Source organism: Geodermatophilus sp. SYSU D00742, assembly GCF_054049935.1.
Genome location: NZ_JBJGYJ010000025.1, coordinates 25,889 through 47,242, shown reverse-complemented (window position 1 = coordinate 47,242; position 21,354 = coordinate 25,889). Strand labels below are relative to the sequence as shown.

Here is a 21,354-nt window from a genome sequence, read left to right as displayed (position 1 = left end):
GGGAGACGGTGTCGCGGCGTGGCCCCGGAGGGGACGGGCCGACGCGAGTGCCGCAGGGGAAGAGGAAGCGGGCAGGTGCACCGACACGTCCACGCGGGGCCTGCGGCCGACCCCCTGTCCACGGTCCCCGACGCCGTCTACCGCCTCGACGCCGACGGGCGCTTCACCTATGTGAACGCCGCCGCCGAGGCCCTGCTCGGGCGGTCGGCGCACGACCTGGTCGGCCAGGACTCCCTCGAGTGCTTCCCCGAGGCCCGCGGCTCCGTGCTCGAGGAGCGGTACCGGGCAGCGCTGGCCGACGGCCGGCCCCGCACCGTCGACTTCCTCTACCGCCCCAGGGACCGCTGGTACGAGGCGCGGGTGTTCCCCGGCGCCGCCGGCCTGACCGTCTTCCTCCGGGACGTCGACGAGGAGCGCCGGCAGCGCAGGGCCCGGGACCAGGAGCTCGCGATGCTGACCGCCGTCCTCGACGGGCTCCCGTCGCCCACGGTGCTGCTCGACGACACCGGGCGCATCGTGTCGGTCAACCGGCGGTGGAGCGCAGCGTCGGAGATCGTCCGGCGGGCCGGGTACCGGCCGGCGGAGGTCGGCGACGACTACCTCGGCGTCTTCGCGCAGAGCATCGAGGGCGAGGACCGCGAGATCATCGTCCGCGGTGTCGGCGAGCTGCTCGCCGGCGGCCCCGCCGTGGCCGACCGCGCCTTCACCCACGACTACGCGCACGCACTGGACCCCGACCACGCCTGGTTCCGCCTCCAGGCGGCGCGGGTCGAGGACTCCGGTCGCGTCGTCGTCACGCACATCGACATCACCGAGCGGGTCCGCGACCAGCAGGCGCTGTCCTGGCAGGCCAACCACGACGACCTCACCGGGCTGCCCAACCGCGCCCGGCTGCTGCAGCTGATCGGCGAGGCGCTGGCCGAGCCGGCAGGCCGGGCGGCGCTGCTGTTCCTCGACCTCGACGGGTTCAAGACGGTCAACGACTCTCTCGGCCACGCGGTCGGCGACGAGCTGCTGCGGCAGGTCGGCGCCCGCCTCGCCGAGCAGGTCCGTCCCGACGACAGCGTGGGCCGGCTCGGCGGCGACCAGTTCCTGGTCCTGGCCCGCAACTGCGACACCTCGGAGGCCGCCGCCCTGGCCTTCCGGCTGCAGACGTCGTTCACCCGGCCGTTCCTCGCCTCGGGCATCTCGGTGCCGCTGTCGGCGAGCATCGGCGTCGCCGCCGCCCTGCCCGGCACCCAGCAGGCCCACGAGCTGCTCAGCGACGCCGACGCGGCGGCCTTCGCCGCGAAGGGCGCCGGCCGCGACCGGGTCCACCTGTTCTCCCCGGGGCTCCGTGACGCCGCCCGGTGGCGGCTGGAGGTGGCCAACCGGCTCCGGGACGGCGCGGTCGACCAGTTCGTCGTCCACTACCAACCCGTGGTCCGCGTCGACACCGGGGAGGTCGACGGGGTGGAGGCGCTGCTGCGGTGGCAACACCCCGAGCGGGGCCTGCTCTCCCCGGACGCCTTCCTCGCCGTCGCCGAGGAGACCGGCCAGCTCATCCCGATCACCCGCTGGCTGCTGGGCGAGACCACCAGGCAGGCCGCGCAGTGGGCCGCCGAGGGGCTGCCGCTGCGCATGTCGGTCAACATCAGCGCCCGGCACTTCTCCGCGGAGACGCTGGTCCGCGACGTCCGCGTGGCGTTGCACGACTCCGGGCTGCCGGCCGAGCGGCTGGTGCTGGAGCTCACCGAGACCAGCGTGGCCGAGGACCCGACCCGCGCCGAGGACCAGTTGTCGGTGCTGCGCAACTCCGGCGTCCGCGTGGCCATCGACGACTTCGGGACCGGCTGGTCCTCCCTCGCCCAGCTGCTCGCACTACCGATCGGGACGCTGAAGATCGACCGCTCGCTGCTCACCGCGGCCGCGCGGCTGGCCGCCGGGGGCACCGGGGCGGTGCTCGCCGCGATCGTCTCGCTCGCCCGCACCCTCGGCATCCGCTCGGTGGCCGAGGGCGTGGAGACCGCCGAGCACCTGCAGATGGTCCGCGAGGCCGGCTGCGACCTCGCCCAGGGCTACCTGCTCGCCCGGCCGATGCCGGCCGGTGAGGTCCCGCTCTGGGCCTCGCGGGTGCGGGCGGCCGGCGGCGACTGCTGCGCCCTGGCCCTGAAGAGCCAGGGCCGCTGAGCCGCTCCGTGTCCGCACCGCCGGGATGGGGGGACGGGCGTCCCCGCCTGCGTCGCCGCGGGCGGCGGGCCACCGCCCCGGCCGGGCCACCGCGTCCGGTGTCGCCGCGGCCGGAGGACCCGCCGCGTCCCGACGTCCGGAGGCAGGACACGGCGTCACCCGATGGCGCACCCGCAGGCGGTGCCCCGTCGCCGGTGCCGTCCGTGACCGGGCAGACTGCCCCCGTGACCGACCTGGACCTCGCCGACCAGCCGGCAGCCGAGGGCGCCCAGCAGCAGGGCCGGGCCCGCCCGGCGCTGGACCTGCTCATCTGGGATGCGCCGAACATCGACATGACGCTGTCGACGGTGATCGGTGCCCGCCCCACGGCGGCGTCCCGCCCCCGGTTCGACGCCATCGCGGCGTGGTTCGTCGAGGGCGCCGGCGACCCGGGCGCGCCCGACGCCCCCGAGGTCGAGGCCTGCGTCTTCGCCAACATCCCGCCGGTCGTCGGCTCGCTGCAGCGCTGGGTGGAGGCGCTGCGCAACTTCGGGTTCGCCGTCTTCGCCCGGCCCAAGACCCAGCCCGACGACGACATCGACCAGGACATGCTCGACCACATCGCCGTCCGGCAGCACAGCCACCGGCTGCGCCGGCTCGTGGTCTTCTCCGGCGACGGGCGCAACTTCGCCGAGCCGCTGGAGGCGCTGGCCCGCACCGGCACCCAGGTCGTCGTCGTCGCGTTCAGCGAGGTCGCCGGCTACGCGATCGGGTCGGACCTGCTGGAGTTCATCGACATCGAGGACGTCCCGGGCGCCTTCGTCGAGCCGCTGGACCGGGTCCGCCTGGACGCGCTGCCGCCGGACGGCGCCTGGCTGCGGCCCACCCGCAGCCTGCGCGACTTCGTGTCGAGCTTCCTGCGCCGCAACGGCTGACCGGTGCTGGACGAGGGATCCGGCCCGGTCGTCGCCGAGGAGCTCCTGGTCCCCGGCGAGACCTGCTGGCGGGTCGAGCGCGCCGACCGGTACGCGGTGTTCGTCGACGCCGCCGACTACTTCGCCGCACTCAAGGGGGCGGTGCTGCGGGCCCAGCGGCGGGTCCTGTTCATCGGCTGGGACTTCGACCCGCGGATCCGCCTGGACCCCCGCCGGTCGGGACGCCGGCACTCGGGGTCCCGGCGCGCGGACAAGCTGGGCCGGGTGCTCGAGGACGCGGTCCGGGCGAACCCGCAGCTGGAGATCGGCGTCCTGCAGTGGGACTACGGGATGGTCGTCGGCCTCGGCAGGGGGCTGGCGCCGATCGTGCTGCTCAACCGGCGCACCCCCGAGCGGCTGACGATGACCGTCGACACGCACCACCCCCTCGGGGGCGCGCACCACCAGAAGATCGTGGTCGTCGACGACTGCCTGGCCTTCGCCGGCGGCATCGACGTCACCGCCGACCGCTGGGACACCCCCGAGCACCTGGACCGGCAGCCGTTGCGCCGCCGTCCGTCCACGCACCGCCCGACCGGGCCCTGGCACGACGTGACCAGCCTCGTCTCCGGGCCAGCCGCCCGGGCCATCGGCGATCTCGCCCGGGAGCGGTGGGCCAGCGGCACGGGCCGCGACCTGGAGCCCGTGACCGGCGTCGAGGCCTGCTGGCCGCCGGAGGTCGAGGCGCTGCTGACCGACGTCGACGTCGCGATCTCCCGCACCCGGCCGGAGTACGGCGGGCAGAGCCTGGTGCACGAGGTCGAGCTGCTGTGGCTCGCCGCGATCGCCGCCGCCCGGCGCACCGTCTACGTCGAGAGCCAATACTTCGCCAACCGCCGGGTCGCCGAGGCGATCGCCGAGCGGCTGCGGGAGGACGACGGGCCGGAGGTCGTCGTCGTCAACCCCGAGAGCGCCGACGGGTGGCTGGAGGAGAAGGCGATGGGCACCGCCCGCGCCAAGCTCCTGGCCCTCGTCGGGGACGCCGACGTGCACGGCCGGTTCCGGCTGTACGTGCCGGTCACCGCCGGACGGCGGCCGATCTACGTGCACGCCAAGGTGCTCGTCGTCGACGACCGGCTGCTGCGGATCGGCTCCGCGAACCTCAACAACCGCTCCATGGGCCTGGACACCGAGTGCGACCTGTCGGTCGAGGCCCGCGCGGGCGACCCGCGGCGGGACGAGCTGGCGGCGGCTGTCACCGGGCTGCGGGACCGCCTGCTCGGCGAGCACCTGGGGGTGCCGCCGGAGGCGGTGACGGCGACGGTGGCCGAGTGCGGCGGCTCCCTGCTCCAGGCGGTGGAGCGGCTGCGCCGGCCGCAGGGCCGCTCGCTGGTGCCGTTCACGCCGCCCGACCTGGGGCCGGCCGAGCGGCTCCTGGCCGACACCGAGCTGCTGGACGCGGAGCGGACGCCGAACCGCTGGCGGCGGGTGCGGCGCAGCTTCCGGCCGAGCCGCCGCCGCTGACCCGCGGGAGGCGACCCGCTCACGGGCCGGCCGACGGAGCCGAGGTCGTCTGCGCGCGTCGAGTTCCGTGGTGTCCGCGATCCCCGTCCGGGGAACCCCGGGATCCCCCGGAGGAGGACGAGGAGGAGCCATGGCGGTCTGCGAGGTCTGCGGAAACGACTACGAGCTGGCGTTCGAGGTGGTGGCCGCCGGTGCGCGGCACACGTTCGACAGCTTCGAGTGCGCGATCCACCGGATGGCGCCGGTGTGCGAGCACTGCGGCTGCAAGGTCATCGGCCACGGCGTCGTCGTCGGCGGCCACTTCTACTGCTGCGCCTCCTGCGCGCGGCACGTGCACGGCGACACCCCGGTCCGCGACTCGGCCTGAGGGGCTCGGCTCGACGGCACGGTGACGAGGACCCCGGGCGCGCGCCCGGCCGGTCCGGGTGGGCGTCCGCCGACTAACAACGGTCGCTCCGGGATAGACCCCGGGGGTGACCCTCCCCGCGCGGCTGCCCGACGCCCTCGCCGCGCTGCGGGATGCCGTGGCGGCGGCCCCCCTCGGCCTCGCCACGCCCGCCGCCGAGCCCGCCCGCCGGGCGGCCCGCAGCGTGGTCGAGCAGGTCGACGACTACCTGCTGCCCCGGTTGCGCGACCTCGACGCCCCGCTGCTCACCGTCGTCGGCGGCTCCACCGGCGCCGGCAAGTCCACCCTCGTCAACAGCCTGGTCGGCGCGCCGATCACCACCGCCGGCGTCCTCCGGCCCACCACCCGGTCACCCGTGCTCGTCTGCGCAGCCGCGGACACCGCCGCCTTCTCCGGCGACCGGGTGCTCCCGGGCCTGGCCCGGGTCACCGGCGGCTCCGGCGGCCCCGGCACCCTGCAGCTCGTGCCGCGGGACGACGTCCCGGCCGGACTGGCGGTGCTGGACGCACCCGACGTCGACTCGGTGGTCGAGTCCAACCGCGAGCTCGCCGCCCAGTTGCTGGCCGCCGCCGACCTGTGGGTCTTCGTCACCACCGCGGCCCGCTACGCCGACGCCGTCCCCTGGGACCTGCTGCGCACGGCGCAGGAGCGGGGCACCGCGCTGGCCGTCGTCCTCGACCGCGTGCCACCGGAGGCCGCGCGCGAGATCGCCGAGGACCTCGCCGGGATGCTGCAGCGGGCCGGCCTGGCCGGGGCGCGGCTGTTCGTCGTCGAGGAGCGCCCGCTGGTCGACGGTCTCCTCCCCGAGGACCAGGTGGCTCCCCTGCGGCAGTGGCTGCACGCCCTCGCCGCCGACCAGGAGCAGCGCGCGGCCGTCGTCCGCCAGACCCTCACCGGCGCGCTGGCCAGCCTGGAGGAGCGGGTGGCCGGCATCGCGGACGCCGTGGAGGAGCAGGTGGAGGCGGCGTCGACCCTGCGCGGCGCCGCGGCGGCCGCCTACACCGCCGCCTACGACGGCATCGACGAGGGCGTCCGCAGCGGCAGCCTGCTGCGCGGGGAGGTGCTCGCCCGCTGGCAGGAGTTCGTCGGCACCGGCGAGTGGATGCGCTCGCTGCAGAGCTCGATCGGCCGGCTGCGCGACCGGGTGACCGCGGCGTTCACCGGGCGGTCCGCCCCGGCCGACGACCTCGCCGGCGCCCTCGAGTCCAGCGTGGAGACGCTGCTGCGCGCGGAGGCCGACCGCGCCGCCGAGCGCACGGTCACCACGTGGCGGGCACTGCCGGGCGGGCCGGGTCTGCTGGCCGTCGCCGGCGAGGACCTCGAGCGGGTCTCCGACGACTTCCCGGAGGCCGCGTCCGCGCAGGTCCGGGACTGGCAGGGCTACGTGCTCGACCTGGTCCGCGAGGAGGGCGCCGGCAAACGCACCCGCGCCCGCGTCCTCTCCTGGGGCGTGAACGGCGCCGGCGCCGTCGTCATGGTCGCGGTGTTCGCGCAGACCGGCGGGCTCACCGGCGGTGAGGTCGCCGTCGCCGGCGGGACGACGGCGCTGGGGCAGCGGGTGCTGGAAGCCGTGTTCGGCGACGCCGCCGTCCGGTCGCTGGCCGCCCGCGCCCGCGAGGACCTCCAGGCCCGCGCCGACACGCTCCTCCGCTACGAGCAGGGCCGCTTCGACGACCTGGTCGACGCCGTCGCGCCCGGACCGGACGACGCCGGACGGCTGCGGGCGGCCGCCGCCACGCTCGCCGCGGCCCGGGCGACCGCATGAGGGGGCGCACCCCGCCGCTGGCCGACCGGCTGGCGGCCCTCCGCGAGGCCGTCGAGGTGGCCGAGGACCGGCTGGAGGTCGCGGAGATCGCCCGGGCCCGCGCACTGCTGGCCAAGGCAGGAGCCCGCGAGGCGCTCGGCGACGCCACCGTCGTCGCGCTCGCCGGGGCCACCGGCAGCGGCAAGTCCACGCTGTTCAACGCGCTGTCGGGCAGCGAGGTGAGCACGCCCGGTGTCCGCCGGCCCACGACCGGCGTCGCGCACGCCACCGTGTGGGGTGCCGACGGCGCCGACCGGCTGCTCGACTGGCTGGAGGTACCCCGCCGGCACCGGCACGCCCCCGAGCCGGCGCTGGACGGCCTGGTGCTGCTCGACCTCCCCGACCACGACAGCATCAAGCTCGAGCACCGGCTGGAGGTCGACCGGCTGGTGCAGCTGGTCGACGTGCTGGTGTGGGTGCTCGACCCCGAGAAGTACGCCGACGCCGCCGTCCACGAGCGGTACCTGGTGCCGCTGGCCGGGCACGCCGGCGTCCTGCTCGTCGTCCTCAACCAGGTGGACCGGCTGGACCCGGCGTCCGCCCGCGCCTGCCTGGCCGACCTGCGTGCCCTGCTCGACCGCGAGGGGCTGTCCGGGACGCCGGTGCTGGCCGTCTCCGCCCGCACCGGCACCGGCGTCGGCGAGCTGCGCGCCGAGCTCGCCACGCGGGTCTCGGCCCGCCGGGCGGCGACCGACCGGCTCACCGCCGACGTCCGGGCCGCGGCCGGCGCGCTCGCGGTCCACTGCGGCGACGGCAGCGGCCCGGGGGTCGGCCGGCGGGACCGCGAGGAGCTCACCGAGGCCCTCGCCGAGGCGGCGGGGGTGCCGGCGGTCGCCGCCGCCGTGGAGCGGTCGGTCCGCCGCAGCGGGACGGCGGCCACCGGGTGGCCCCTGGTGCGCTGGACCCGCAAGCTGCGCGCCGACCCCCTCGACCGGTTGCACCTCGGCGCGGGCCAGGCCGCGGCGGCCGACGGTCCGACCCCGGCACGGACGTCGCTGCCGGCCGCGGGGGCGGTGCAGAAGGCGGGGGTGACCCGGGCGGTGCGGCAGGCCCGGGAGGCCGCGGGTGACGGCCTGCCCCAGGCGTGGCGGGACGACCTGCGGCGCACCGTGGAGGTCTCCGAGGAACGGCTGGCCGACGAGCTCGACCGCGCCGTGGCCGGCACCGACCTCGGGCCGCAGCGCACACCGGTGTGGCAGCGGGGCGTCGGCGGCCTGCAGTGGCTGCTCATGCTGGTGGCCCTGGCCGGGGCGCTGTGGCTGCTCGCGCTGGTCGTGCTGGGGCTGTTCCAGCTGGACGACGTCGTCCCGCTGCCCCGGGTCGAGGGGCTGCCGCTGCCCACGCTGCTGCTGGTCGGCGGGCTCCTGGCGGGGGCGCTGCTGGCGCTGCTGGCCCGGCCCTTCGTCCGCGCCCGCGCCCGCCGCCGCGCCCGGCGGGCGACGCAGCGGCTGGAGGCCGCGGTCGACGTGGTGGCGCAGGAGCAGGTGCTGGCCCCGATGGCCGAGGTGCGGGAGGCCCACGCCCGCTTCTGCGCGGCGGTCACCCGCGCCCGGCGGTGACCGCCCGCGGGGGGCCGGGAGGCCGACGACGTCCTCGCGCCTGTCAGTCGCGGGGGATCTCCGGGGCCCGCGGCTCGGGGACGCGGTCCTTCGCGGCGTCGACGGGCTGGCGGCCGTTGGGCAGCCGGGCCCAGACGTGCTTGCGCCCCGGGCGGCCCTCCCAGCCGTAGTCGCTGGACAGCTGGGCGACCAGGTGCAGGCCCATCCCGCCCAGAGCAGGGTCGCGGTCGATCGCGGGGACCGGCGGGCGGTCCGGCGCCTCGTCGCTCAGGTCGAGCAGCCAGCCCTCCGGGCCGGCCACCACCAGCGCGCGGACGGCGCCGCCGCCGTGGCGCAGCGCGTTGGACGCCAGCTCCTCGAAGACCAGGAGCAGGCCGTCGCGGGCGTCCTCGGTGGACGACGACGACACCGAGGGGTGGGCGATGCGGGCCCGCAGGTCCGACCGCACGCGGGAGACGACGTGCATGGCCTCCAGCTGCCAGTGCCAGACGTCGCCGGGCACGGAGGGGACCGGCGCCTGCGGCCATGGCTCCTGGCCCAAAGCGACCTCCTCCGCCGGTGCTGAGCGTCCGCCGGCCGCCGACTCGCGGCCGCCCCCATCCTGACCGAAACGGCCCCGTCCCGCAGCGGCGGGTCCCGCAGCGACCCGCCGGGCGTTCCGCGTGGCCTGCCCGAGAGGCAGACTGGCCGCATGGAGGGCCTGTGGCGTGACCTGAGCCGGGTGGTACTCGCCGACCGCACGATCACCGACGTCCTCACCGAGATCACCGCCCTGGCGGCCCGCACCATCCCCGGCGCCGACTCGACCTCGATCACCCTGGTCCGCGGCGACAAGGCCTTCACCGCGGCCCACCACGGCGAGATGGCGCTCGCCGCCGACGAACTGCAGTACGAGCGCGGCTACGGCCCCTGCATGGACGCCGGCCGCGGCGGCGTGGTGCTCCGGATCGACGACATGCGCACCGAGACCCGCTGGCCGGACTACACCGCCTCCGTGGTCGAGGTCGACGTCCTGAGCTCGCTGTCCATACCCCTCCCGTACCAGGGCATCTCGATCGGGGCGCTGAACATCTACTCGTCCGCGCCGGGGTCCTTCGCCGGCCGCGAGTCGCTCGAGGTGGCCCTCGAGGTGGCCGAGGCCATCGCGGTCGCCGTGGCCAACGCCGACGCCCACGACCGGCTGGGGGAGCAGGCGCGCAACATGCGGCTGGCGATGGAGTCCCGGTCGGTCATCGAGCAGGCGAAGGGCGTGCTGATGGCGCAGCGACGCGTCGACGCCGAGCAGGCGTTCGAGATCCTCCGCGAGGCCTCGCAGCGCTACAACCGCAAGCTGCGGGACATCGCCACCGGCATCGTGGAGTCCACGTACGACGGCGGGGGCGCTACCCGGCCGCCCGGCTGAGCGCCTCGAGCCGGCTCACGAGGAACTCCACCGCGGCCGGGCTGTCCACGGTCTCGGCGACGTCGACGGCGGTCGGGGAGTCGGACACGCGGCGGCGGTCGACCAGCGTCTGGCCGCGACCGGCCCCGAGGGTGGTGTCGACGACGACGTCCCGCCGGACCGTGCCGAGCGTGCCGGGGACGACGGCCTCGGTGACCGCCAGCGCGTCGTGGAGGACGACGCCGGAGGTCCCGTAGGCCGACCGAGCGTGGTCGAGGTACTGCTGCAGGACCGCCGCCGCGGTGGCCCCGACCGGCCCGGCGGCGGCGAACCGCGCGATGCCGTCGGCGTCCAGGACCGTCGGCAGGGTGACGTCGAGCCCGACGAGGACCGTGGGGACCCCCGAGCCGAGGACCCGCTGGGCGGCCTCCGGGTCGGCCCACACGTTGAACTCGGCGGCGGCGGTGACGTTGCCGCCGCGGGCGGCCGAGCCGCCCATGAGGACCAGCCGCCCGATCCGCTCGGCCGCCTCGGGATAGGTGGCCAGGAGCAGGGCGATGTTCGTCCACGGCCCGATCGCGGCGACGGTCACCGGCGCCTGCGACGCCAGCAGCGACTCGGCGAGCGCGACGACGGCCGGCCGCGGGTCCACGGTGGCCGGGGACGGCGCCAGCTCCACCCCGCCCAGGCCGGTGCTGCCGTGCACGTGGCCGGCCCGCTCGGGCTGGCGGTACACGAGCGAGTCACGGGCGCCGGCGGCCACCGGGACGTCGGACCGCCCGGCCAGGTGCAGCACGCGCAGCGCGTTCTCCGTCGTCTGCGGCAGGTCGACGTTGCCGTGCACCGTGGTGACCAGCCGCAGGTCGACCTCGGGGCTGGCCAGCGCCAGCAGGACGGCCAGCGCGTCGTCGATGCCGGGGTCGGTGTCGATCACCAGGGGGGTGCGGTCGGCCACCGCGCCATCCTGTCAGCCGGTCACGGCGTCCTCCCGAGCCCGCGCGTCGCCAGCCCCCACCACCTCCAGCAGTCGGCTGCTGGAGGTGGCCGGCGTCCGGGGAGGAGCTCCACGGTGCCCGACACGCCGGGGCGGTGGGGTGTGTCCCGGGGTGACCGACGCGCTGACCAGCGCCTCCCACGCTCGGGACGGCACGGCTTGTCGACAAGGCTGCGCCGTGGGGGACGGGTCGCCGACGGGTCCGGAGGGGTCCGACAACGGTTCGGTCACGCGCCCTCCAGGGGGTGTCCCGGAACGCCGTCCGCGCGGGCCGTCGTCCCTACCTTTCTCCTCGTCCGCGGCACCTTCCCCGGCCGCGGCGACACCTGCAGGAGGACGACATGGCGATCGACCGGGCACCGCTGCTCCGCCCGTCGCGCGTGTCCGACGACCTGACCCTCAGCGGCCTGCTGGACGTGCTCGAGCGCGCCGACGAGCTGCCGCTGCGCGACCGTCCCCGTCCCGCCCGGGCCGCGGCGCTGCGACCCGGGCGGTCCCGGACGGCCCGCACCCCCCACGCGCTCCGCCCGCTCCCGCCCGCCCGTCCCGTGCCGGTCCCGCGGTCCCGCCCGCCGCAGGCGCAGTTCCCGGCGCCGGCGGCACGGCCGGAGCCGGCCGCTGCGGCCGGGCGGCGCCCGGGCCTGCTGGCCCGGCTGCGGGCGGTTCCCCGCCGCCTGGCGCTGTGGGGCTCCGGTCCCGACGGCGCGTACCTCGCCTGGGGCCGTCCGGCGGTGACCCGTCCCCCGGCGGTCGCGTCGCCGACCGGCAGGTGGCCCGTCCCGGCGGAGGCCCGTGCGGGCCTGGGCGCCCGGCTCCCGCGCCTGGGGGCCCGGCTGCGGGCGGTTCCCCGCCGCCTGGCGCTGTGGGGCTCCGGTCCCGACGGCGCGTACCTCGCCTGGGGCCGTCCGCCCGCCCCGGCTCCGCGTGCCGACGGCCCGGTGGTCCTCACCGAGCTGCCCAGCACGCCCACGATCCAGCCCGCGGCGTCTTCCCCCGCTGCGGCGCTCCTCCCGGCCCGGGCTCCCCGGCCGGTCGCCCCATCCCGCGTCCCGGTGGTCCCGCCGCTCGCCCGGCAGGTGCCGGCACCGCGGCCCACCCCCTCCCCGGGAACCGCGCGGGCCGGGCACGGCCCACGGGGCGCGCGGGCCTCCGGCCCGGCCCGGGCACGTGGCGATCCGCGGCCACCTCCGGCCCGGGGACAGCCCCCGGGCTGATCCCAGCGCGACCACGGCCCCGCCGCGGACGCCGTCCTCCGCACCGCCTGCCAGCCGCCGGCTGCCGGTCCCCGCCTCCTCCGGGGACCGCACCCCGTCGCTCCGGCACCCGTCCTCCGTACTCCTGGCCGACCTCGCACCGCCCCGGTCGTCCCCTCCGACGCAGCACCTGCGCCGGCCCAGCCGTCCCGCACCACCGGTACCCGCCTCGACCCCCCGCCGACTGCGCCCCGACGCAGCGCGCGGACCCTCCAGGGAGGCGCGGACCGCATGGGCGTCCGGCCGCCGGCACCGGGTCCTGCACCGCAGGGGGACGCCACGTCCCGCCGCCACCCCCGCCCCAGGGTCGGCCGGCACCGACGTGCAGGGCGCGCTGCGGGGGACCGAGCCGCCGGCCCGCCACCGGCGACCGGGAGTCGACGGAGCAGACCGGGCCGGTCGCACGGAGCCGGGCCGGCGGGCACCGCGACGCTGGACGCCCGCGACCGCAGGACGTGACCCCGTGCCGGTGGACGACCCGTCCGCCCCCTGCCGAACGGCGGGCGCCCCTCCTGGACCGGGGGCGCCCGCCGTTTCGTCGTCCTCCGGGCGTAGCCAGCCGGTGACCGGCTCGTTCCTCCGGGTGGAGGCCGCCCGCGCGTCGCCTCCGCTCGGGTCCCGCCCTCCCCGACCCCGGGGGCGGGGCAGCGGGGCGGGGTGTCGGTTGCGGCACAGCGGTTGGCGGTGGCGCCGTCGCCATGAGAGAAAGGGGAGCCGGCCCGTGTGTCCGGAGAACCCTCAGGTGGCGTCGACGGGGCCGCGCCACGTCAGGCCCCCGTCGTCCGGCCCGGGAATGCGAGTGACTCGACCGTGAGCCCGGATCGGCTGCGCCCGGACGAGGGCCGCTCCGACGCGGAGCTCGCGGCCGTCCGCCTGCGGCAGGAGCTCGCGATCGAGGCCGCCGGGATCGGCAGCTTCGACTGGGACCTGGTCACCGGACAGCTGGCCTGGGACGACCGCCTGCTGGAGATCTTCGGCTACGACCGGGACGGATTCGGGAAGAGCATCGAGGCCTTCGCCGAGCGCCTGCACCCCGACGACGCCGTCCGGACGCTGGAGGCGCTGCAGCACGCCATCGAGACCTGCGGTGGGTACGAGTCGGAGTTCCGGATCGTCCTGCCCTCGGGGGAGACCCGCTGGGTGCAGGGCCGCGGCCGCGCGCTGGCCGACGAGCGCGGGACCGCCGTCCGGCTGCTCGGCGCCGGCTACGACACCACGAGGCACCGCCAGGCCGACGCCCGCGTGGCCCGCGTGCTGGAGGCGATGAACGCCGCCTTCTTCGCCCTCGACCGGGAGTGGCGGTTCACCTACGTCAACGCCGAGGCCGAACGGGTCCTCGGCCGCCCCCGCGAGGAACTGCTGGGCGGCGACATCTGGGAGCTCTACCCGGCGGCGGTCGCCAGCGACTTCGAGGTCAACTACCGCGGCGCGGCGGCCACCGGCGAGGAGCGGGTGTTCGAGGCGTACTACCCCGCGCCCCTGGACGCCTGGTACGAGGTGCGGGCCTGGCCGGGCCCCGACGGCCTCTCGGTCTACTTCCTCGACGTCACCGAGCGGCGGGCGGCGCAGGCTCGGGCGCAGAGCAGCGCCGCGCGCCTGGCCGTCATCGCCGAGGTGAGCGCGATGACCGGCGAGACGCTCACCGCCGGCGAGGGTGAGGAGGCCGTCCTCCAGCGGCTGGCCGAGACGGTCGTGCCCGTGCTGGGGGACTGGGTGATCGTCAGCCTCTCCGGCGCGGACGGCCGGATGCGCGACGTCGCGACGTGGCACCGCGACCCGGCCGAGCGCGCGACCGTGGCCCGCTACGCGGACCTGCGGCTGGCCTCCATCCGGCCCGACGCGCCGGTGCTGCGGGCCCTGGCCTCCGGCCGGACCCTGACCGTGGACGACGTCGGCACGGTCGTCGGCCGCACGCTGCCGCCCGGCGAGGCCAGCGACGTGTTCTGGCGCCTGGCCCCCCGGTCGGCGGTGACGCTGCCGTTCGTGGCCCGCGGACGCACCCTCGGCGCGCTCAGCATCTACCGCTCGGCCGGCCGGCCACCGGCCGACGCCGACGACGTGGCCGCCGCGCAGGAGGTGACCTCCCGGGTCGCCCTCGCGATGGACGGGGCCCGCCTCTACGAGCAGCAGCGGGGTCTCGCCGAGGGCCTGCAGCGCAGCCTGCTGACCGATCCGCCGGCGCCGGACTCCGCCGAGATCGTCGTCCGCTACCGGCCCGCGATGGCCGCCGCCGAGGTGGGCGGCGACTGGTACGACGCCTTCCTGCAGCCCGGAGGCGCGGCGATGCTGGTCATCGGCGACGTCGTCGGCCACGACACCGCGGCGGCGGCCGCCATGGGCCAGCTGCGCGGGCTGTTGCGCGGGATCGCCTACCGCCCCGGGATCGGGCCGGCCCAGGTGCTCAGTGACCTCGACGCGGCCGTCGAGGGGCTGGGGATGTCCACGATGGCGACCGCGGCCGTGGCCCGGGTCGAGCAGTCGCCCGAGCAGCGCGCCGCCGGCCTCACCAGCCTGCGCTGGTCCAACGCCGGGCACCCGCCGCCGCTGCTGATGCACCCCGACGGGCGGGTGGAGGAGCTCGCGGCCGGCCGCCCGGAGCTGATGCTGGGGGTCGACCCCGCCGCGCGGCGCACCGAGGACGTGGTCACCTTCCGGCGGGGCGCGACCGTGCTGCTGTACACCGACGGGCTCGTCGAGGGCCGCGACCTGCCCCTGGACGACGGCATCGCCCGCCTGCGGGCGGCGCTGGCGGAGCTGGGGACCCTGCCGCTCGAGGAGTTCTGCGACGCGGTCATCGAGCGGCTGCGGCCCTCCGGCCTGCAGGACGACATCGCCCTCGTGGCGATCCGCCTGCACCCCCAGGACTGAGGTCCCCCACCGCGCGGTGTGGACCGGGCGCGGGGGCCCGCAGGGTCGGCCGGCAGGCCGACGACGTCACGGCGCGAGGACGGCCCACACGTGCTTGGCGCCCCCGGCGGTGTACCAGCCGTGCGCGGTGGCCAGCTCGGCGATGAGGTAGAGCCCCAGGCCGCCCTCGCTCGGATCCCGGCCGACGGCGGGAGCCGGTGGCGTGCCGGCCGCGCCGTCGGAGACCTCGATCAGCCACGCGCCGCCGGTGGTGCGCACCGCGGCCCGGACCGCGCCGCCCCCGTGCCGCAGGGCGTTGGAGGCCATCTCGTCGAGGGCCAGCACCAGCCGGTCGCGCAGGTCGGCCAGGTCGGGACCGGCCGCGGCGAGGTGCCGGCGCAGGTCGGCGCGCACACCGGGCAGCTCGGCGACGGTGTCGAGTTCCCAGATCAGCGCCTCGTGGGCAGGCGGCGGGGTCGCGGTCGGCCACACCGGCCCGGCCGTCTCCCGTGTCACGCCGCTGGTCCCCTCACGTGCTCGACATCGCCCGGAGGGCGTAGCTGTGACGGCCCGCTGGCGGGCCGAACACCTGCGTATGCACCGGGCGGTGCGTCGGTAAACCTGTGTGTAGCCGGTGTCACACGGCGGCCATGTCGGCCAGCTTCCGGACGGTGTTCCAGTTCCGCGCGGTCCCCGCGACGCCGAGCAGGTCGTCCCACCTCCAGGCGCCCAGCGGGGTGTTGCTGACGCCGTCGGGGAGCCAGAGGAACAGCTCCCGGCCGACCACCCGGTACTCCCCGGCGTCCGCAGGCGGCAGCGCCTCGACCCGCGCGGGCTCCGGAGCCCGCGGCAGGAAGGTCACCAGGTAGCGGGACGGGTCGGTCGCCACCGCGCCCAGCGGGTCGGCGGCCAGGACGGCGGCCACCTCCGCCCCGGTGCGGACGACGACGGGCACCGCGGCGCCGAACCGCTCGCGCACGGCCGCCTCGACGTCGTCCACCAGTTCGGCCTCGTCCAGCGCGCTGTCCAGGACGACGTTGCCGCTGCGCAGGTGGGTGCGCACGTCGCGGTGCCCGCGTGCGGTGAGGGCCTCCCGGAGCTCGGCCATCCCGATCTGTCGTGCCCGGCCGACGTTGATGCCGCGCAACAGCACGACGTAGCGGGTGCTCACGACCGGCACCGTAGCCGCGCACGGGCCGGGTCCCCGGTCAGCCGAGCAGAGGGTCCCAGGTGCCCAGCGCGACGCTGGCGCCGACTGCCGCGGCGCCCACCGCCGCCGCGGCGGCGACGAACCAGCCGTCCCGCCGGCGGAACACCGAACCGCGGGCGTTGGTGCGCGCGACCCCGGAGTCGAAGCCGCGCGCGTCCATGGCGGTCGCCAGCCGCGTGCCGCGCCGGATCGCGGCCACGAGCAGGGCGAACGCCGTACCGGCCACCAGCCGGACCGCGGCGACGGGGTTCCCCCCGGCGTCCACGCCCCGGGCGCGGCGGGCCGAACGGATCGTCTCCCACTCCGCCGCCAGCAGCGGCACCAGCCGCAGCGCGGCCAGCGCGCCGTAGGCGAAGCGCGTGGACACCCGCCAGTGCACGGTCAGCGCGTCGGCCAGCCGCACCGGGTCGGTGGAGGCCACGAGCAGCACCCCCGGCAGCGCCAGTGCCACCACGCGCACCCCCCAGGTCGCGCCGCTGAGCCACGCGGCCGCACCGTCGAGGGCGCCGAAGGCGACGTTGACCCAGGCCACACCGGCCGCGCTGAGCAGCAGCGGCCAGGTGCGCCGCAGCACCTCGCGGGGGCGGGTGAGCCCGGCGGCGGGGAGGAGCGCGAGCTCCGCGGCGAGCACGACCGCCGGGGTCACCAGGTCGCCGCTGACCAGCAGCAGGACCGTCACCAGGGCGATGGCGGTGAGCTGGGCGACCGGGTTCACCGCCGACAGCGGGACGGCGCGGGCCGGACCGAGGGCGAGCGGCGCGGTCACGGCACGGCCACCGGCGCGCCCAGGCTCACCACGTCGTCGGCGAGCGCGGCGACCACGGCGGCGTCGTGGGTGACCAGGCACAGCGCCCGGTCGCCGTCCTGCTGCTCGGCCAGCAGCGCCACCAGCCCGGCCCAGGTGTCGCGGTCCTGCCCGAAGGTCGGCTCGTCCAGCACCAGCACCCGCGGGCGGGTCGCCAGCGCCGTGGCCACCGACAGCCGCCGCTGCTGGCCGCCGGAGAGGGTGAACGGGTTGGCCTCGGCCAGCGGCGCGAGGCCCAACCGCTCGAGCAGTTCGTCGGCCCGCCGGGCCGCCTCGCCGTGGCGCGCCCCGGCGCGCAGCGGCCCCAGGGACAGCTCGTCCCGGACGCGGCCGGTGAGGAACTGGTGCTCCGGGTGCTGGAACACGGTGCCGATCCGCTCCACCAGTTCCGCCGCCGCCCAGCGCGAGGGCGGCCGGCCGGGACGGCGCAGGCCGGCGGTGAGCGCGGGTGCGGCGGTGACCCGGCCGGTGGTGGGCGCGCGCAGCCCGGCCAGCAGCAGCGCCAGCGTGGACTTGCCGGTGCCGTTGGGGCCGGTGACCGCCAGCGTCCGCCCGGCCCGCAGGACGGCGTCGGTCGGCGGCAGCGCGGGGACGGCGGAGCCGCGGTGGGTGTACCCGGCGGCGTGGGCGGACAGCAGCGGCTCCCCGGGCGGGTGCGGGTGCCGTTCGGGGAACCGCAGCGGCGCCGGCGTCCACCCGGGCCCGTGCTCGACGGCGCCGCCGCCCGGCAGCAGCTCCACGACGCGGTCGACCAGCGGCAGCCAGGCCTCGGCGTCGTGGTCGACGACGACGAGCGTGGCGCCGCGGTCGGCGACGGCCCTGGTGACCGCGTCGCGGACCAGCGCGGCGCCGGCCGGGTCCAGCTGGGCGGTGGGCTCGTCCAGGAGCAGGAGACCCGGCCGCGGGGCGAGGGCGCCGGCCAGCACCAGCCGCTGCTTCTGCCCGCCGGACAGCGCCCCGGTCGGCCGGTCGCGCCCGAGGTCGAACCCGACGGCGTCCAGGGCGACGTCGACGGCCGGCCAGATGCAGTCCGGCGGCGTACCGACGTTCTCCAGCCCGAAGGCGACATCGTCCCCGGCGCGGGTCATGACCAGTTGGGCGTCCGGGTCCTGGAACACCATGCCGACCCGCTGCCGCCGCCGGTCCGGCGCGGCGCCGTCGACGGTCAACTCGCCGACGGCGTCGCCGCTCTCCGGGTCCAGCAGCCCGCCCAGCGCCCGCAGCAGCGTGGACTTCCCCGACCCGGACGCACCGGTGAGCAGCACCCGCTCGCCGGGGGCGATCCGCAGGTCGACGTCCCGCACCGCCCAGGCCCGCCGGGTGGCGTGCCGGAAGCCCCACCCGGCCAGCGCGACGGCGGCCGGTGCGGTGCCGGTCAGTGCCGGGTGCGGCCGGAGGCGAACGACGACAGCGCGCCGCTGGCCGCCAGCGCCCGGGTCAGCAGCACCCCGCCGACGCCGGCCACGACCGCGGTGCTGGCCACGACGAGGGCGACGTAGGTCGTCTTCCAGCCCGCGGTCCAGTCCGGGTAGTAGTAGAGGAGGTCGAGGACGGCGGCCATCGCACCGGCCAGCACCGCCGACAGCAGCGCCGGCACCCACCCGAACCAGCGGTAGCGGAACGCGGCGAACCCGGCCTCACCGGCCAGGCCCTGGAGGATGCCGTAGACGATCGTCGTCGTCCCCCAGGCCGAGCCGAGCAGCGCGGAGACGACCGCCGCCACGAGCTCGGCGAACAGACCGGCACCGGGCTTGCGGACCACCAGCGGCGCGAGCACCGCCGGGATGAGCCAGACGCCGTACATGAAGGCCTGCGCGGGCGGGAAGGCGGCGAACGCCGTCCCGGTGCCGGCCCACAGCAGGCCCCAGGCCCAGAAGACGACGCCGAAGGCGACGCCGAGGACGGCGGTGACGACGATGTCGACGGTGCGCCAGCGGGCGCGGCGCTCCCCGGCAGGTGCAGCCGACGACGGACGGACGGCCTGGTCGGCCATGGTGTTCCTCCAGACTCCCTGCGCCGGCATGACCCGGATCAGGTTCGAGGGTCTGCGGGATCCCGCACTCTCAGCGCCGAGGCGCTCCCCTGCTGTGTGTTCGGTTGTGGCACCCAGCGTAGCCCTCGCCGGTGCCACCACGACCGTCCCCCCGACCGCCGCCGCCTCAGCCGAGGACGAAGCCCAGGAGCAGGTGGCCGTTGAGCCCGATGATCAGGGTGGCCACCACCGCGCCGGCGATCGTGGTGACCGGGCGGTTCACCCAGTGGCCCATGACCGAGCGGCGGGAGGTCAGCCACAGCAGCGGCACCAGGGCGAAGGGGATGCCGAAGGACAGCACGACCTGCGACCAGACCAGCGCGGTCGTGGGGTCCCCGCCCAGCACGAGCACCGCCAGCGCGGGGGCGAGGGTGATCAGCCGGCGGGCCAGCACCGGGATGTGGCGGCGCAGGAAGCCGGCCATGACCACCTGCCCGGCGTGGGTGCCGACCGAGGAGGAGGCGAAACCCGACGCCAGCAGCGCGACGGCGAAGGCCAGCGCCGCGCCGGTGCCCAGCTGGTCACCGAGGCCGGCGTGCACGCTCTCCAGCGACTCGATGCCGTCGTCGGCGGTGAACAGCTGGGCGGCGATGACGAGCATCGCGGCGTTGACCAGCCCGGCCAGGCCCATGGCCACGAGGACGTCGATGCGCTGGGCCTTGAGCAGCCGGCGCCGGCCGCTCTCGGTGCGCCCGGCCGTGACGACGTCGCCGTAGCGGCCCGGGGTGAGCGCCGAGTGCACGTAGATGACGTGCGGCATGACCGTGGCGCCCAGGATGCCGGTGGCCAGCAGCAGGCTCTCCGAGCCGGAGAACGACGGCACCAGGCCCGAGGCGACCCCGCCGGCGTCGACGCCGGAGCCGACCAGCGTGTAGCCGAAGCCCAGCCCGATGACCAGCAGCAGCCCGGCGATCACCCGCTCGAACGGCCGGTGCCCGCGGGACTGCGCCGCGAGCAGCACGAACGCGACCACCGCGGTGATGACCCCGCCGATCGGCAGGGGGACGCCGAACAGCAGGTTCAGCGCGACCGCGCCGCCGACGATCTCGGCCAGGTCGGTGGCGATCGCCACCGCCTCGGCCTGCACCCACAGGCCCTTCGTGACCGGCCGGGGGAGGTTCTCCCGGCACAGCGTGGCCAGGTCGCGGCCGGTGGCGAGCCCGAGCTTGGCGGTCAGCGACTGGATGAGCATCGCCATGAGGTTCGCCGCGACGATGACCCACAGCAGCGTGTAGCCGAAGGAGGCGCCGCCGGAGAAGTTGGTCGCGAAGTTGCCCGGGTCGACGTAGGCCACCGCGGCCACGAACGCCGGCCCCAGCAGGGGCCAGATGCGGCGCCGGCTGCCCGGGGCCGGCCTCCGTCCGGGCGAGCCGACCAGGGTGGTCGGCAGGACGGCGGCCTCGGTCTTCGACAGGTACACGGCGGCCTCGCAACGACACGACGGGTGGGTGGGCGCTCCTGCCTGTGCCCGCGCCGGTTGACACGCCGGGGCCAACGTGTGGCCCTGGGGGGCCGAGGTGAGGCTGCCCTGCCCGCCGTGGCCCCGCGGCCGCGAGCCGCTCGGTCGCCGCGGCCTACCCGCGCCGTGCCGCCGCGAGCTCCGCCGCCGCGACGACCGCCTCGATCCGGTGGGCGTGCGCGCCGCGCCAGTAGAGCCGGTCGCAGGCGGGGCAGCGGGAGAACTCGTCGTAGGTCTGCCGCGTGCCGGGTGGCAGCCGGTGGGCGACGTCGGCCTTGGCGACCGCGGTGAGGCGGGCGCCGCAGGCGGTGCAGCGGGTGAGCGGGGCCAGCGGGGGAGCGAACCGGTCGAGGACGTCGGCCAGCTGCTCGTCGGGCCGGCTGCCGCGCACCAGCGCCCCCCGTACCAGGGCCCGGCGCATGAGCAGCCCGCGGTCCTGGGTGAGCAGGGCGCGGTGCTCGGCGTTCGCGCGCTCCACCAGGTCGCGGTCGTCGGCGTCGTTGGACTACGCGGCGTCCTGCCCGAGCAGCCGGAGCCGCCGGGCCAGCGCGCCCAGCCCGACGTCGAGCACGAACCCGCCCGGCGGTGCGGGCTGCGGGCGTGCCACCGGGACGACGTCGACCACGCCACCCCTGTGCGCGCGGGCGTCCGGTCCGGCCGGGACGCCGTCCAACCGCAGCCCGCCCACCTCGGTCGGCGGGACGCCGGCCGCGCGGAGCAGGTGCCCGAGCGTGGCGTCGGGGTCGAAGGCCAGCCGCCGCTCCCGGGCGGGACGGTCCCGTGGCCGGAGGAGGAAGGCCAGCTCCGGCGGAACCCGGACGACGACGCTCACGTCAGGGTCCTCCGGCGACGGTCGAGCGGGAGGACGTCGGGGGCGACCACGCCTCCCCGACGACCTCGACCACCCGCGGGTCGGCCCCTCGGCCCTGCTCGTGCCCGGGCGGGCCGGGGACGACGTCGCCGCGGCGGCGGAACTCCTGCAGGGCTTCGCTGACGGGCACGCGCGAGTGGTCCATGC

General features: G+C 77.1%; 19 protein-coding genes, 1 pseudogene and 1 riboswitch. Of the genes and pseudogenes, 9 read left to right on the top strand and 11 right to left on the bottom strand.

Annotation, left to right across the window (positions count from 1 at the left end; translation table 11 throughout):
- Positions 1-75 precede the first annotated feature (75 nt).
- The 6 genes from ACI78V_RS16615 to ACI78V_RS16590 all read left to right on the top strand — a co-directional run bounded on the left by ACI78V_RS16615 (position 76) and on the right by ACI78V_RS16590 (position 8,355).
- Positions 76-2,169: a putative bifunctional diguanylate cyclase/phosphodiesterase gene (locus ACI78V_RS16615; protein WP_456852667.1), complete on the top strand. Its 2,094-nt coding sequence runs from the start codon at positions 76-78 to the stop codon at positions 2,167-2,169.
- A 224-nt stretch (positions 2,170-2,393) separates the two neighbouring features.
- Positions 2,394-3,083, top strand: coding sequence for an NYN domain-containing protein (locus ACI78V_RS16610; protein ID WP_456852665.1), 690 nt, complete (start codon positions 2,394-2,396; stop codon positions 3,081-3,083).
- A 3-nt stretch (positions 3,084-3,086) separates the two neighbouring features.
- Complete coding sequence (locus ACI78V_RS16605) at positions 3,087-4,586, top strand: phospholipase D-like domain-containing protein (protein WP_456852663.1); 1,500 nt, start codon at positions 3,087-3,089, stop codon at positions 4,584-4,586.
- Positions 4,587-4,716: 130 nt separating this feature from the next.
- Complete coding sequence (locus ACI78V_RS16600; protein WP_456852661.1) at positions 4,717-4,953, top strand: hypothetical protein; 237 nt, start codon at positions 4,717-4,719, stop codon at positions 4,951-4,953.
- Positions 4,954-5,059: 106 nt separating this feature from the next.
- On the top strand, positions 5,060-6,757 hold the full coding sequence (locus ACI78V_RS16595; RefSeq protein WP_456852659.1) for an ABC transporter: 1,698 nt from the start codon (positions 5,060-5,062) through the stop codon (positions 6,755-6,757).
- The gene (locus ACI78V_RS16590) at positions 6,754-8,355 is read left to right on the top strand and encodes a YfjP family GTPase (protein ID WP_456852657.1); all 1,602 of its coding nucleotides are present in this window, start codon (positions 6,754-6,756) and stop codon (positions 8,353-8,355) included. Before ACI78V_RS16595 ends, ACI78V_RS16590 begins: the two co-directional genes overlap by 4 nt.
- Positions 8,356-8,398: 43 nt before the next feature.
- On the opposite strand, the gene ACI78V_RS16585 is transcribed toward ACI78V_RS16590, so the two are convergent.
- Positions 8,399-8,896, bottom strand: a complete 498-nt coding sequence (locus ACI78V_RS16585) for an ATP-binding protein (protein WP_456852655.1) — start codon at positions 8,894-8,896, stop codon at positions 8,399-8,401.
- Between the two features lie 150 nt (positions 8,897-9,046).
- Here ACI78V_RS16585 and ACI78V_RS16580 point away from each other — a divergent pair, with 150 nt between their 5' ends.
- Positions 9,047-9,757 (top strand): GAF and ANTAR domain-containing protein, encoded by a 711-nt coding sequence (locus tag ACI78V_RS16580; RefSeq protein WP_456852653.1) that lies wholly within the window; start codon positions 9,047-9,049, stop codon positions 9,755-9,757.
- On the opposite strand, the gene ACI78V_RS16575 is transcribed toward ACI78V_RS16580, so the two are convergent.
- A complete protein-coding gene (locus tag ACI78V_RS16575; RefSeq protein ID WP_456852651.1) occupies positions 9,738-10,691 on the bottom strand; it encodes a nucleoside hydrolase in 954 nt (317 codons plus the stop codon). The two genes, ACI78V_RS16580 and ACI78V_RS16575, sit on opposite strands and share 20 nt — an antisense overlap.
- Before the next feature lie 380 nt (positions 10,692-11,071).
- Here ACI78V_RS16575 and ACI78V_RS16570 point away from each other — a divergent pair, with 380 nt between their 5' ends.
- Positions 11,072-11,944: a hypothetical protein gene (locus ACI78V_RS16570; protein ID WP_456852649.1), complete on the top strand. Its 873-nt coding sequence runs from the start codon at positions 11,072-11,074 to the stop codon at positions 11,942-11,944.
- A gap of 849 nt (positions 11,945-12,793) precedes the next feature.
- Positions 12,794-14,851, top strand: a complete 2,058-nt coding sequence (locus ACI78V_RS16565; protein WP_456852647.1) for a SpoIIE family protein phosphatase — start codon at positions 12,794-12,796, stop codon at positions 14,849-14,851.
- Positions 14,852-14,917: 66 nt separating this feature from the next.
- Here the strand turns inward: ACI78V_RS16565 and ACI78V_RS16560 are convergent, their stop codons facing one another.
- The 9 genes and pseudogenes from ACI78V_RS16560 to ACI78V_RS16520 form a co-directional block, all read right to left on the bottom strand.
- Positions 14,918-15,346, bottom strand: coding sequence for an ATP-binding protein (locus tag ACI78V_RS16560; RefSeq protein ID WP_456852645.1), 429 nt, complete (start codon positions 15,344-15,346; stop codon positions 14,918-14,920).
- A 121-nt stretch (positions 15,347-15,467) separates the two neighbouring features.
- Positions 15,468-16,001 (bottom strand): DUF1697 domain-containing protein, encoded by a 534-nt coding sequence (locus tag ACI78V_RS16555; protein ID WP_456852643.1) that lies wholly within the window; start codon positions 15,999-16,001, stop codon positions 15,468-15,470.
- Between the two features lie 37 nt (positions 16,002-16,038).
- Positions 16,039-16,806, bottom strand: a complete 768-nt coding sequence (locus ACI78V_RS16550) for an energy-coupling factor transporter transmembrane component T (protein ID WP_456852641.1) — start codon at positions 16,804-16,806, stop codon at positions 16,039-16,041.
- Positions 16,803-18,149 (bottom strand): ABC transporter ATP-binding protein, encoded by a 1,347-nt coding sequence (locus tag ACI78V_RS16545; protein WP_456852639.1) that lies wholly within the window; start codon positions 18,147-18,149, stop codon positions 16,803-16,805. Before ACI78V_RS16545 ends, ACI78V_RS16550 begins: the two co-directional genes overlap by 4 nt.
- 71 nt (positions 18,150-18,220) lie before the next feature.
- The gene (locus tag ACI78V_RS16540; RefSeq protein ID WP_456852637.1) at positions 18,221-18,838 is read right to left on the bottom strand and encodes an ECF transporter S component; all 618 of its coding nucleotides are present in this window, start codon (positions 18,836-18,838) and stop codon (positions 18,221-18,223) included.
- Positions 18,836-18,939: riboswitch (TPP riboswitch) on the bottom strand. Its footprint overlaps the gene before it by 3 nt.
- Positions 18,940-19,004: 65 nt before the next feature.
- On the bottom strand, positions 19,005-20,297 hold the full coding sequence (locus tag ACI78V_RS16535) for an Nramp family divalent metal transporter (RefSeq protein WP_456852635.1): 1,293 nt from the start codon (positions 20,295-20,297) through the stop codon (positions 19,005-19,007).
- Between the two features lie 154 nt (positions 20,298-20,451).
- A pseudogene (locus ACI78V_RS16530) lies at positions 20,452-20,826 on the bottom strand (Mut7-C RNAse domain-containing protein); the annotation flags it as partial.
- A 15-nt stretch (positions 20,827-20,841) separates the two neighbouring features.
- On the bottom strand, positions 20,842-21,168 hold the full coding sequence (locus ACI78V_RS16525; RefSeq protein WP_456852633.1) for a hypothetical protein: 327 nt from the start codon (positions 21,166-21,168) through the stop codon (positions 20,842-20,844).
- 1 nt (position 21,169) lies between these two features.
- Entirely contained in the window at positions 21,170-21,337 is a 168-nt protein-coding gene (locus tag ACI78V_RS16520) for a hypothetical protein (protein WP_456852631.1), read from the bottom strand.
- Between the last annotated feature and the right edge of the window lie 17 nt (positions 21,338-21,354).